Origin of the sequence: Streptomyces sp. NPDC058295 (assembly GCF_042880655.1) — a bacterium.
Lineage (GTDB): Bacteria > Actinomycetota > Actinomycetes > Streptomycetales > Streptomycetaceae > Streptomyces > Streptomyces coriariae.
This window is the reverse complement of sequence record NZ_JBHVYO010000072.1, coordinates 21,700-32,442: the sequence shown is the minus strand read 5'-3', so window position 1 is coordinate 32,442 and position 10,743 is coordinate 21,700. Positions and strand designations below refer to the sequence as shown.

The window sequence follows — 10,743 nt, the reverse complement described above, 5'->3', positions numbered from 1 at the left end:
CGCTACGAAAAACGCGCCTACATCTACCTCGGCACCGTCACCCTCGCAGCCCTCACCATCTGGCTCCGAACATGATCCGAGAAACAGTCCCTAGGCCCAGGAGGACGGGTTCGGTCAGTCGGGACGCCATTTCGATGTAGGTGCCGGTGGTGGTCAGGTCCTGGCCGGAGGAGCGGAACACCACGGAGTTGAGCGTGACGTTCAAGGCTTTCTCGAAACGCTCGCCGCTGAACCGATCGCCCGTGGGGTTCTGAGGGTCGGCCTTGTCGATCTCGAAGGTGACCTTGCCTCCGCCAGGCGGAACGACGCCGGTCGCTTCCTGCTTCGGTGCCGTTGGGGAGTCCGAGGCCCATCAGCAGCACGATGGTGACGAGCATGGCGGCGCCGAGCCACCAACTGGTGGCGGTCCACGCCGCGCCCCTCCTGGAACGCCGTCACCGCGCCCAGCCGCACCCGGCGCTCACCGCGCCCGCGATCCAGCACTCGTCCATCGCGGGCACCGGCATGCCCGCCGGCCGCCGCCCTGTCCCGGAGGTTCACCGTGCCCAGCCCCGTTCTGCCGCGAGCGCGCCGCTCGCGCCCTCTCGCGACCCACCTCACCCCCGCCCAGGTCGCCGCGGACCGGGCCCAGTTCTCCGCCCACGAGGTCCCCAACCGCCCCGTTCCCGGCAGTTCACCGCCGGGAACGGGCCAGCCCCGCGCGGGTTTCGCGGGCCCAGCGCGGACAGGTACGGCGTCGGCGCCGCGTACCCCTGCGGCGAGCGTCGGCATGTCGGGTCGGGTGAGGTCGACGGCGACCGTCCGATCCCGCCGGTGGCGGCGACGATCGTGAGTTTCATCGGGTTCCTCCTGTAGTGAAGGCGGCGCGGTGGTCCTGCGCCCAGGTGGCGTACGTACGTGCCGGGAGGCCCAGCAGCCGCCGTACGGTGTCGGTGGTGGGCCCGGCTTCGCGGGCATAATCGGCCAGCGAGCCGAGCAGCCGGTCGGGCACCTCGTCGGGCAGGCCGGCGGCGAGCATGCCGCGGCGGATCTCGTCCGGTGCAGCCTCGACGAAGGACAGTGACCGGTCGAGCGCCGCGCCGAGCGCGGCGACCTTCTCCGGCTGGCTCAGCGACTGCTCTCCGGTCAGCAGGTAGGTCTGACCGTGGTGCTGAGGGTGAGTCAGGGCGAGGGCGGCCACCGCGGCGATATCCCGCTCGTCGACAGTCGAGGTCCTCGCGTGCGGGTACGCCCCCCGGACGGTCCCGGTCGCCTGGATCTGCCCGGCCCAGGCCAGAGTGTTGGCGGCGAAATCGGCGCAGCGCAGGATCGTCCAGTCCAGGCCGCTCCCCTGGGCGGCCTTCTCAACAGCGTGGAACTGCTGCCGGAAGCGTGCGTGCCCAGCCGGGTACTGCACGGTGACGGCGGACAGCACGACTACTCTTGCCGCGCCCGTCTCGCGGGCGCGGGCCAACAGGTCGACAGCGGTGGATCCGGCGGCACGCGGGCTGAGCAGAATGGCCTCCACGCCGCAGAGGGTGGGAACCTTGGTGGGGTGGACGAGCTGTGTACCGGCGGGGAACGCGGCGTGCGGGTCGCGGGTGACCGCGGCGACTTTCGCTCCCCCCTCGACCAGGAGGCGGACGGTTTCCCGGCCGACGACGCCGGTGGCTCCGGTAATCAGGATCATGACTGAACCCCCAGTGGGTGTGTCGATAATCGATCTTGCGCGGTGGATGATCACGGTTCGTATCGTGGGAAGACGTCACGGGCGAGCCGTGCGCCAGGATCATCGGCATGCGGCACTGAAACCTCCGGTCCTGCCCTGTCAGGCTGGTCGGGAGATCACTGGGTTTTACGGGTCTGCTTCACTTCCTGGTCGACGGCCCAGGCGTCGGCGACCGGGCCGAGGTGGCTGAGCTTGTCGGGGTTGATGACCGCGCGGATCGTCTGGATCTGCCCGTCGAGTGTGTCGAGGGCGAGGATGTGGAGGATTTTGCCGTCGCGGTCGCGGAAGAGCGCGCCCGGCTGGCCGTTGACCTCAAGCGGTTCGAACGTGATGTCGATCCGGGCCATGAGCGGGTAGACGGTGGCGAGCAGCCTGGCCACGTTCTCGGCGCCGGTGACGGCCCTGGCCAGCTGCGGTGCCTTGCCACCGCCGTCCCCGACGAGCTGGACGTCGGCGGACAGCAGATTCTGCAGTCCGTCCACGTCTCCCTGCGTCAGTGCCTCGAAGAACCGCCTCGCCAGCTCCTGCCGCTGCTGGCGGTCCGCTTCGAACCGGGGCCGTCCCTCGTGCATGTGGCGGCGTGCCCGTACGAGCAGCTGCCGGCACGCGGCCTCCGAGCGCCCCACCGCGGCGGCGATCTCGGCGAAGCCGAAGGCGAAAACCTCCCGCAGCACGAACACCGACCGCTCCAGCGGACTGAGCCGCTCCAGGAGCAGCAGCGCCGCCATCGACACCGAGTCGGCCAGCTCCGCCGCGCGGGCCGGGTCCTCGTACGGATCGTCCAGCAGCGGCTCGGGCAACCACGGTCCGACGTACCTCTCCCGCCGCACCCGGGCGGAGCGCAGCACGTCGATCGCGATCCGGGTCACCGTGGCTGACAAGAACGCCTTGGCCGACACGGGCCGGGTTCTTGAGGCGTCGTAGCGGAGCCAGGTCTCCTGTACCGCGTCCTCCGCCTCGCCCACGCTGCCCAGGATCCGGTACGCGATCGAGAACAGCAGCGGCCGCAGCTCCTCGAACTCCTCGACCTTGCCCACGCCGACTCCCCCCTTTGCGGTCTGTGTGCCCGGCCGGACCCGTGCCGACGAGGCATCTCTCGAAGACCATCCGATGTGTGAGCGGACCTGACAACGCCCGCGCCCGCGGACGACCTCATGGCCTTGAGCATGGCGTCCCGGTCCCGGCAGGCCTGACCGGGCCGGGGGTGCGGTGGCGGGTTCAGTGGAACTGGCCGACCTGGTAATCGCCGGCCGGCTGCTGGGTGATGATGTTCAGCCGGTTCACCGTGTTCATGAACGAGACCAGCAGCACGAGGGCCGTGAGCTGTTCCTCGTCATAGTGCTGGGCGGCACGCGCCCACACCTCGTCGCTGACCCCGGTGGCCGCGTCCGCGACCCGGGTCCCCTGCTCCGCCAATGCGAGCGCGGCGCGTTCAGCCTCGGTGAAGACCGTTGCTTCCCGCCAAGCCGCGATCAAGTTCAGTCGCACCGGGCTCTCGCCGGCCGCGGCGGCTTCCTTGGTGTGCATGTCGATGCAGACCGCGCAGCCGTTGATCTGGCTCACGCGCAGCGCTACCAACTCCTGCGTCGTAGCCGGCAGCGGCGATTCCTTCAGCACCCGGCCGACCGACATGAAGTACTTGAGCGCCTTGCCGGCGGTCGGGCTGGCGAAGTAGTTCAATCGCGCGTCCATCGTGTGCTCCTCCACGTTCGTCGATGCCTTCACCCCCGAGACGAGGCGGTCCTCACGCCTGTGACACGACACGGTGTGACCTACGTCTCTCCGCTGACCGGACTCGGGATGTCACAAGGCAGAGTCGCTGGCAGCGACCCGTTCACCGCGCTGCGCACCGGAGAGCGACGCGCACGTGCTGTGGCCTCCGGTGGCCGAACCGGTCAGCACGGTCGGGCCGACCGTGCTGACCAGAGGCCGCGTGCTCGCCGTGTCGGCAAACCCTCCGCTGGCCGAGCGCGGCACACCGCGTCGCTGGAAGACCTCGGCGACAACCATGTCGTCGACTTCGGCCCCGACGCCCCCGAATACCGGGTCACGGCGATGGTCCCCATGCGTACGCCGCTCGACCGCCGAATCCCGCGCAGGCCCGCCGCGCGGACTTTCCACGAGATTCTCTCTCTGGTCGCCTCCGGACAGTGTGTCCACCCGCTGGGCGAGATCGCCGCCCGCTAAACCATCCCCCCGGCATCGTCTTCCTCCCCGTTCCCGACGCCCCCACCCTCCACTTCGCCCTCACGTGGCGATCCACCGACGACAGCCCCACCCTCCGCGCACTGCCCCAGACCGCCGCCGACCACAGCCCCATCTGCATGTGACAGCGGATGACGGGCAGTTGATGGTCGCCGCTGCTGGACGCCAGGCCGGGCCCCGGCGATGAAGTGGCGTCCGCGCAACGTCAGCGCCTACCTGACGGTGTTCACCCGAAGCACCCCCGGACCGCGTAACGGGAGCGTCCGGCTGAGGACGAGGTTGGTGGTGGTGCTCCCGAACTCGGCCAGCTCGTCAACGATCTCCTCCAGGTGGCCCATCGACGTGGCCACCACCTTCATGACATAGCAGTCGTCTCCGGTGGTGCGAAGGCACTCCAGGATCTCCGAGCGCTCCTCCAGCAGCCGGCGCAGCGGCTGGTGCCGGGTTCCCGGCCCCGGGTACTTGAGCCGGACCACCGCCATCACCGGGTAACCGGTCCGCTCCGGGTTCACCTCCGCCCGGTACCCAGTGATCACCCCAGCCTCCTCGAGCCGACGCACCCGCTCCTTGGTCGCCGACGCGCTCAGGTTCACCCGCCGCGCCAGCTCGGTGAACGGGATCCGGCCGTCCCGTTGGACTTCTGCCAGGATCGCCCAGTCCGTCACGTCGAGACTCTCGGCCATACGGCCATTCTACCGGCGGATCCACGGCCGAACCGCCTCTGAACAGGCGGGAATCCCTTCTGGCGACCCATACGCCCTGCCTAGGGTTGGGCGCTATGAAGATCGGAGTGAACGTCCCCAATTTCGGCCCGGGCACCGACCCCGGAGTGTTGCGAAGCTGGGCCCAGACCGTGGAGGGCCTGGGTTTCGACCTACTGATGATCTCGGACCACATAGCCATTACGCCGGATGTCGCCGAGCGCTACCCGGCACCCTTCTACGAGCCCTTCACCACCTTGTCCTGGCTGGTCGGCCTCACCACCCGTATCCAGCTCGGCACGACAGTCCTCATCGCTGCCTACCGGCACCCGCTGCTCACCGCCCGAATGGCGGCCAATCTGAATGAGCTGAGCGGCGGCCGGCTGATCCTCGGCGTGGGAGTGGGCTGGGCGCGGCAGGAGTTCACCGCTCTCGACATCCCGTTCTCACAGCGCGGACAGCTGACCGACAGCCACCTGCGGGACATCCGGGCCGCCTGGAAGGACACCGCCTCCTACGGAGACCGCCGGATCCCGGTGTGGGTCGGCGGCAACAGCGACGCGGGGCTGCGCCGGGCCGTACGACTCGGAGACGCATGGCATCCGCTGCACCCCACCATGCCGTGGCTGCGCGAAGCCGCAGGCAGGCTGCAGACGTACGCGGACGAGCAACACTTGCCCGTGCCCGCCCTGGCTCCCCGCATCGCCCTGCGACTCACCAAGGAACCGGTCGACGCAGCGGGACGGCTCGCCGGTGAGGGCACCATCGACCAGATCATGGACGATCTCGACCAACTGCGGCTGCTGGGCGCCAAGTCCGTCGTCCTCGACACCTACCAGGGCGACCCCCAGGCGACATGTCACCCGCAGGCGGCCTGGCAAGCCCTCGCCACCATGGCCGCGCACCTTCTCCCGCCCAACACCCCACCCCGCACTACGAGGGAGCAGCCATGACCACACCCGACGACCACACCCTCCTCCGACAGGCCATCTCTCTCGCGGCCAAGGCACGCACGAGCGGCAACCCGCCCTTTGGATCTCTGTTGGCAGGACCGGACGGGACGATCCTGGCCGAGGAGCACAACACCACCCTCACCGACAACGACGTCACCGCACACCCGGAACTCAAATTGGCGAGGTGGGCCGCAAGAGAACTCGACGCGCAGACGGCGGCAGGCACCACCATGTACACCAGCTGCCAGCCGTGCGGAATGTGCAATGCCGTCATCCAATGGGCAGGACTGCGGCGAGTGGTGTTCGCCCTGTCCAACGAACAGCTCCTGGACATCAGGCCGGGCAGCAGCCGACCGCCCGTGCCGCAGGATGGCCCCGCGCTGCTCGACGAGGTACGGGCTGCGGTCGAGCCCTACTACCGCTGACCGCCGGGCCCAGGGCAGAGCCCGCCACCAGCGGAACGCACCTGGGTACGCTCACCCCTCCAAAGCCGCCCCACCCATTTGACTTACTGGCCCTAACAAAGCCGTTGGACGTGGCGGTGGGTGATCAGGCAGACGGCGAGTCCGAGGAACGCTTCGTGGATGTCGTCACGTCGCTCCCAGCGGATGCGCAGGCGGCGGAAGCCGTGCAGCCAGGCGATCGTGCGCTCGACGACGTAGCGGAAGATGCCCAGGCCGCCGTGCGGCTCGCCTCGCTTCGCGATCACGGGGCGCATCCGCTCAAGGGCCAGCGGCAGGGCTCCATCGCCGTGGGCCCGAGTCGGCCGGTCTGTTTCACAGGTGTACGGCTGTGCACCGTGCCCGCCACGCACGCTTGCAGCCCGCTGGCTCCCCTGTCCGAGGCGGCGATCGCCGCGGCCCGCGTAGTGCGTATGCAGTAGCCCTGATTGTCGGCAGCTGCACGACGCGCGGGAGGGCCTCGTCCGGGGAGCCTGGTGAGGTACCCGAGAACCGAGACGGAGACCTCATCACCATGGCCACCTTCCTCTACCGGCTGGGCCGGCTCGCCTTCCGGCGACGCTGGTCCTTCACCCTTGTGTGGGTGGCCGCGCTGATCGGCGTCGGCGCCGCCGCCGCGATGGCGCCCGCTGCCTCCGAGTCCTCCTCGGCCATGCCGGGCACGGAGTCCCAGCAGGCTGCCGACCTCATCAACCAGAACTTCCCCGACGGCAACAGCGACGGCGCCTCCGCCCAGATCGTGTTCGTCGCGCCCAGCGGGCAGAAGGTCACCGCGCAGCAGTACCGGGCGGCGATCGACGAGGCCGTGGACGATGTCTCCTCCGGCTCCCAGGTCACCAGCGCGACCGACCCCTTCACCACGGGCGGGGTGAGCGACGACGGCTCGACCGCCTTCACCACCGTCAGCTACAAGGTGGCGGCCGACGACCTCTCGGATGCCAGCACCCAGGCCCTGGACACCGCCTCCCAGGAGGCCGGCGGCGCGGGTCTGACCGTGGACATGCGCGGCAGCGCCGTCGCCAGTGAGGTCGCCACGCCCGCGACGGCCGAGATGATCGGCATCGCGATCGCCGCGCTCGTCCTCCTGGTCACCCTGGGCTCGATGGCCGCGGCGGGGCTTCCGCTGCTGACCGCGATCATCGGCGTCGGCACCACGACGGCCGGCATCGCCGCCCTGGGCAGTGCGCTGGGCCTGTCCTCAAGCGCCAGCGGTCTGGCTTCCATGCTGGGTCTCGCGCTCGGTATCGACTATGCGCTCTTCGTCGTCTCCCGCTACCGCGAGGAGCGGGCCAAGGGCCATGAAGCCGAGGAGGCCGTGGGGCGCGCGGTGGGCACCGCCGGGTCCGCGGTCGTCTTCGCCGGGCTCACCGTGATCATCGCGCTGGCCGCGCTCTGGGTGGTCGGCATTCCCATTCTCACCCAGATCGGCCTGTGCGCCGCCGCCGCGGTCTTGATCTCCATCCTCGTCGCGCTCACTCTGGTCCCGGCCCTGCTCGGCTTCTGGCCGAACGTGACGCTGGCCCGGCGGGTCCGCAAGAACAAGCGCGCCCGGGGCGACAGCGACACCAATGGCGGCTCCCGCTGGGCTCGCCTGGTCATGCGCAAGCCGCTTCCCGTGCTGATCCTCGCCGCCGTCGGCCTGGGCGTCGCAGCGGTGCCCGTCACCAGCCTCGACCTCGGTATGCCGGGCGACGAGTCGCAGCCCACCTCCACCACCGAGCGCCGCGCCTACGAAGCACTCGCCGACGGCTTCGGCCCCGGCTTCAACGGCCCCCTGACCCTCGTCGTGAACGCGGACGGTGCCGCCGACCCGCAGGCGGCTGTGAAGACGATCGAGCAGAACATCGGCGACGTCCCCGGAGTCGTCTCCGTCTCCCAGGCCCGGTTCGACGAGGCGGGCGACACGGCGGTGTTCTCCGTCGTGCCCTCCACCGCACCCACCTCCGAGGAGACCAAGGAGCTCGTCTCGACCATCCGCGACCAGCGCGCGGACATCGACGCCGGTACGGGAGCGACCTTCGAGGTCACCGGCACCACCGCCGCCGACATCGACATGGCGGACAAGGTACAGAGCGCACTGATCCCCTACCTCGGGCTGGTGCTCGGGCTCGCCTTCCTGCTCCTGATGGTGGTCTTCCGCTCGATCCTGGTGCCACTCAAGGCCGCCGGCGGGTTCCTGTTGTCCGTACTGGCTGCCCTGGGCACGGTCGTCGCGGTCTTCCAGTGGGGCTGGGGCGCGAGCCTGCTCGGCATCGAGTCCACCGGTCCGATCATGAGCATGATGCCGATCTTCCTGGTGGGGATCGTGTTCGGTCTGGCCATGGACTACGAGGTCTTCCTCGTCTCCCGGATGCGGGAGGCCCACGTACGAGGCGAGTCGCCCGCGCAGGCTGTCGTCAGCGGATTCCGGCACAGCGGGCGAGTGGTCGTGGCCGCCGCACTGATCATGATCGCGGTGTTCTCCGGGTTCGTGACCTCGGGCGACTCCATGATCAAGATGATCGGGTTCGGGCTCGCGGCCGCCGTGCTCTTCGACGCGTTCGTGGTCCGGATGACGATCGTGCCCGCCGTCCTGGCCCTGATGGGCAAGCACGCCTGGTACCTGCCGAAGTGGCTGGACCGGATCCTGCCGAACATCGACGTGGAGGGCGAGTCCCTCCACAAGACTGAACCGCCCGCCGAGGGCGAGGACGCTCCCACAGAGAGGGAACCGGCCCGGGTCTGACCCCGGCCGCCTCCCGACGGGCCGCCCGCATCCGAGCGGGTGGCCCGTCGGGCGGTGGTTGTCCGCACGGTCCACCATGGACACAGACCCGACGGGAACCACATCTCATGATCACCGCCCTGCGCCGCTTCGCCGCCGCCTATCCGCGTACAACCGACGCAGTGGTGGCCCTGGTCCTGTTCGTGCTGGCCACGACCGGGACCGCCTTCTCCGGCGTGACCGGGGGAAAGCTGTGGTCCGGTGTTCTCCTCGCCGCCGTCGGAGCCGCCGCCACCCTGTGGCACCGCACCCGCCCCTGGGTCGTCGCCGTGGTCGCCACTCTCTGCGCGATCCTGGGCAACGCCCTCGGGCACCTGGTCACCCCGCTGCTCCTGGCCCCCAGCCTGACCGCGCTGTACTGGCTGGCCCTGAAGTTCCCCCGGCGAACGGTGTACCCGTTCACCATCGTCGTCGCTGTTGTACAGACCGTCCTCGCCGTGGCCAACAACTCCGGCGAGTTTCCGTTCTACTTCGATGTACTCAACACCGCCCCCTGGATCCCCCTGGCCACCGAGACCGGCCTCGCCGTCGCCCTGCGCCGCGCCTACCTCGACTCCATCCACGCCCGCGCCGAACACGCCGAGCGCACCCGGGAGCAGGAGGCCAGGCAGCGGGTCGCCGAGGAGCGCGTACGGATCGCCCGCGACCTCCACGACGTCGTCGCCCACCACCTCGCAGTGGCCAACGCCCAGGCGGGGACGGCGGCCCATCTCGTACGGAAAGACCCCGAGCAGGCCCAGCGGCTCCTCGACGACCTGGCCGGCACCACCGCATCCGCACTGCGCGAACTCAAAGCCACCGTAGGGCTGTTGCGTCAGGCCGACGACCCCGACGGCCCCCTCGAACCGGCGCCCGGACTCGACCAACTCCCCGAACTGTTCGCCACCGTCGAGGCCGCGGGCCTGCGCGTCACCGTCCTCACCGACGGCGAACCCAGCCCGCTCTCCCCCGGCGTGGACCTGACCGCGTACCGGATCGTCCAGGAAGCCCTCACCAACATCACCAAGCACGCCCCGGCCGCGCGCGCCACCGTCCGGCTCGGCTACTTCCCCGACCATCTGGCGATCACCGTCACCGACGACGGTGAAGGCGGCCCGGCTCCCACGCCCCCCGGCTTCGGCCTCATCGGGATGCGCGAGCGCGCCCGGTCCGTGGGCGGCAGCCTGCGCACAGGACCGCGCCCCGAGGGCGGCTTCGAGGTCTCGACCTCGCTGCCCCTGCACCCCCGCACCGCCCCGACGGAGGAGAGTCCCGCCCCATGAGCACCACGACCATCCGCGTACTGCTCGCCGACGACCAGGCCCTGCTCCGTGCGACGTTCCGCATCCTGATCGACTCCTGCGACGACCTCACCGTCGTCGGCGAGGCCGCCGACGGCGCCGAGGCGCTCGAACTCGCCCGCACCACCCACCCCGACCTCGTCCTGATGGACATCCGCATGCCCGGCACGGACGGACTGGCCGCCACCACCGCGATCTGCGCCGACCCCGACCTCGCCGCGACCCGCGTCCTGATCCTCACCACCTTCGAGACCGACGAGTACGTCGCCCGCGCCCTGCGCGCCGGAGCCAGCGGCTTCCTCGGCAAGGACGCCGGCGCCGACGAACTCCTCGACGCCATCCGCACCGTCGCGGCCGGCGAGGCACTCCTCTCGCCCGTCGCGACCCGCGCCCTGGTCGCCCGCTTCCTCGCCACCCCCGAGCACGGACCCCAGCTGGCCGCCCCCGAACTCCTCGCCGAACTCACCGACAGGGAACGGGAGGTGATGGCCCTGGCCGCCGAGGGAAAGTCCAACGACACGATTGCAGCAGAGCTGTTCGTCAGTCCGTACACCGCGCGCACCCATGTCCACCGCGCGATGACGAAGCTGGGCGCCCGCGACCGCGCCCAACTGGTGGTCATCGCCTACCAGTCGGGGCTCGTACGGGCCACTCCCCCGGCCCCGTAACCC

At 70.1% G+C, this 10,743-nt stretch carries 9 protein-coding genes and 2 pseudogenes; 5 read left to right on the top strand and 6 right to left on the bottom strand.

Going from position 1 to position 10,743, the window contains the following annotated elements; all coding sequences use genetic code 11:
* Positions 1–52: 52 nt before the first annotated feature.
* The 5 genes and pseudogenes from ACFVYS_RS40810 to ACFVYS_RS40790 all read right to left on the bottom strand — a co-directional run.
* Positions 53–392: pseudogene (locus ACFVYS_RS40810) on the bottom strand (hypothetical protein); the annotation flags it as partial.
* Between the two features lie 443 nt (positions 393–835).
* Entirely contained in the window at positions 836–1,669 is an 834-nt protein-coding gene (locus ACFVYS_RS40805; RefSeq protein WP_389510551.1) for an NAD(P)H-binding protein, read from the bottom strand.
* A 155-nt stretch (positions 1,670–1,824) separates the two neighbouring features.
* On the bottom strand, positions 1,825–2,745 hold the full coding sequence (locus tag ACFVYS_RS40800; protein WP_389510549.1) for an RNA polymerase sigma-70 factor: 921 nt from the start codon (positions 2,743–2,745) through the stop codon (positions 1,825–1,827).
* Between the two features lie 181 nt (positions 2,746–2,926).
* Complete coding sequence (locus ACFVYS_RS40795; protein ID WP_389061096.1) at positions 2,927–3,400, bottom strand: carboxymuconolactone decarboxylase family protein; 474 nt, start codon at positions 3,398–3,400, stop codon at positions 2,927–2,929.
* Positions 3,401–4,125: 725 nt separating this feature from the next.
* On the bottom strand, positions 4,126–4,596 hold the full coding sequence (locus ACFVYS_RS40790; RefSeq protein ID WP_389510547.1) for an Lrp/AsnC family transcriptional regulator: 471 nt from the start codon (positions 4,594–4,596) through the stop codon (positions 4,126–4,128).
* A gap of 95 nt (positions 4,597–4,691) precedes the next feature.
* Here ACFVYS_RS40790 and ACFVYS_RS40785 point away from each other — a divergent pair, with 95 nt between their 5' ends.
* Together ACFVYS_RS40785 and ACFVYS_RS40780 are read left to right on the top strand one after the other, a co-directional pair.
* Positions 4,692–5,567 (top strand): LLM class flavin-dependent oxidoreductase, encoded by an 876-nt coding sequence (locus ACFVYS_RS40785; protein ID WP_389510545.1) that lies wholly within the window; start codon positions 4,692–4,694, stop codon positions 5,565–5,567.
* A complete protein-coding gene (locus tag ACFVYS_RS40780; RefSeq protein ID WP_257536734.1) occupies positions 5,564–5,992 on the top strand; it encodes a nucleoside deaminase in 429 nt (142 codons plus the stop codon). Before ACFVYS_RS40785 ends, ACFVYS_RS40780 begins: the two co-directional genes overlap by 4 nt.
* 92 nt (positions 5,993–6,084) lie before the next feature.
* On the opposite strand, the pseudogene ACFVYS_RS40775 reads toward ACFVYS_RS40780, so the two are convergent.
* Positions 6,085–6,285 (bottom strand): annotated as a pseudogene (locus tag ACFVYS_RS40775) (transposase); the annotation flags it as partial.
* A 257-nt stretch (positions 6,286–6,542) separates the two neighbouring features.
* Between ACFVYS_RS40775 and ACFVYS_RS40770 the strand changes: the two are divergent.
* From ACFVYS_RS40770 to ACFVYS_RS40760, 3 genes are all read left to right on the top strand, one after another.
* Positions 6,543–8,753: an MMPL family transporter gene (locus ACFVYS_RS40770; protein ID WP_389510543.1), complete on the top strand. Its 2,211-nt coding sequence runs from the start codon at positions 6,543–6,545 to the stop codon at positions 8,751–8,753.
* A 107-nt stretch (positions 8,754–8,860) separates the two neighbouring features.
* The gene (locus ACFVYS_RS40765; RefSeq protein ID WP_389510541.1) at positions 8,861–10,054 is read left to right on the top strand and encodes a sensor histidine kinase; all 1,194 of its coding nucleotides are present in this window, start codon (positions 8,861–8,863) and stop codon (positions 10,052–10,054) included.
* The gene (locus ACFVYS_RS40760; protein WP_389510539.1) at positions 10,051–10,740 is read left to right on the top strand and encodes a response regulator; all 690 of its coding nucleotides are present in this window, start codon (positions 10,051–10,053) and stop codon (positions 10,738–10,740) included. Before ACFVYS_RS40765 ends, ACFVYS_RS40760 begins: the two co-directional genes overlap by 4 nt.
* Positions 10,741–10,743 lie beyond the last annotated feature (3 nt).

Bases quoted from the DNA above. Each gene is read 5' to 3' on its own strand.
- ACFVYS_RS40780 (WP_257536734.1), top strand. From the start codon at position 5,564: ATGACCACACCCGACGACCACACCCTCCTCCGACAGGCCATCTCTCTC.
- ACFVYS_RS40770 (WP_389510543.1), top strand. From the start codon at position 6,543: ATGGCCACCTTCCTCTACCGGCTGGGCCGGCTCGCCTTCCGGCGACGC.
- ACFVYS_RS40760 (WP_389510539.1), top strand. From the start codon at position 10,051: ATGAGCACCACGACCATCCGCGTACTGCTCGCCGACGACCAGGCCCTG.
- ACFVYS_RS40790 (WP_389510547.1), bottom strand. From the start codon at position 4,596: ATGGCCGAGAGTCTCGACGTGACGGACTGGGCGATCCTGGCAGAAGTC.
- ACFVYS_RS40795 (WP_389061096.1), bottom strand. From the start codon at position 3,400: ATGGACGCGCGATTGAACTACTTCGCCAGCCCGACCGCCGGCAAGGCG.
- ACFVYS_RS40785 (WP_389510545.1), top strand. From the start codon at position 4,692: ATGAAGATCGGAGTGAACGTCCCCAATTTCGGCCCGGGCACCGACCCC.
- ACFVYS_RS40765 (WP_389510541.1), top strand. From the start codon at position 8,861: ATGATCACCGCCCTGCGCCGCTTCGCCGCCGCCTATCCGCGTACAACC.
- ACFVYS_RS40805 (WP_389510551.1), bottom strand. From the start codon at position 1,669: ATGATCCTGATTACCGGAGCCACCGGCGTCGTCGGCCGGGAAACCGTC.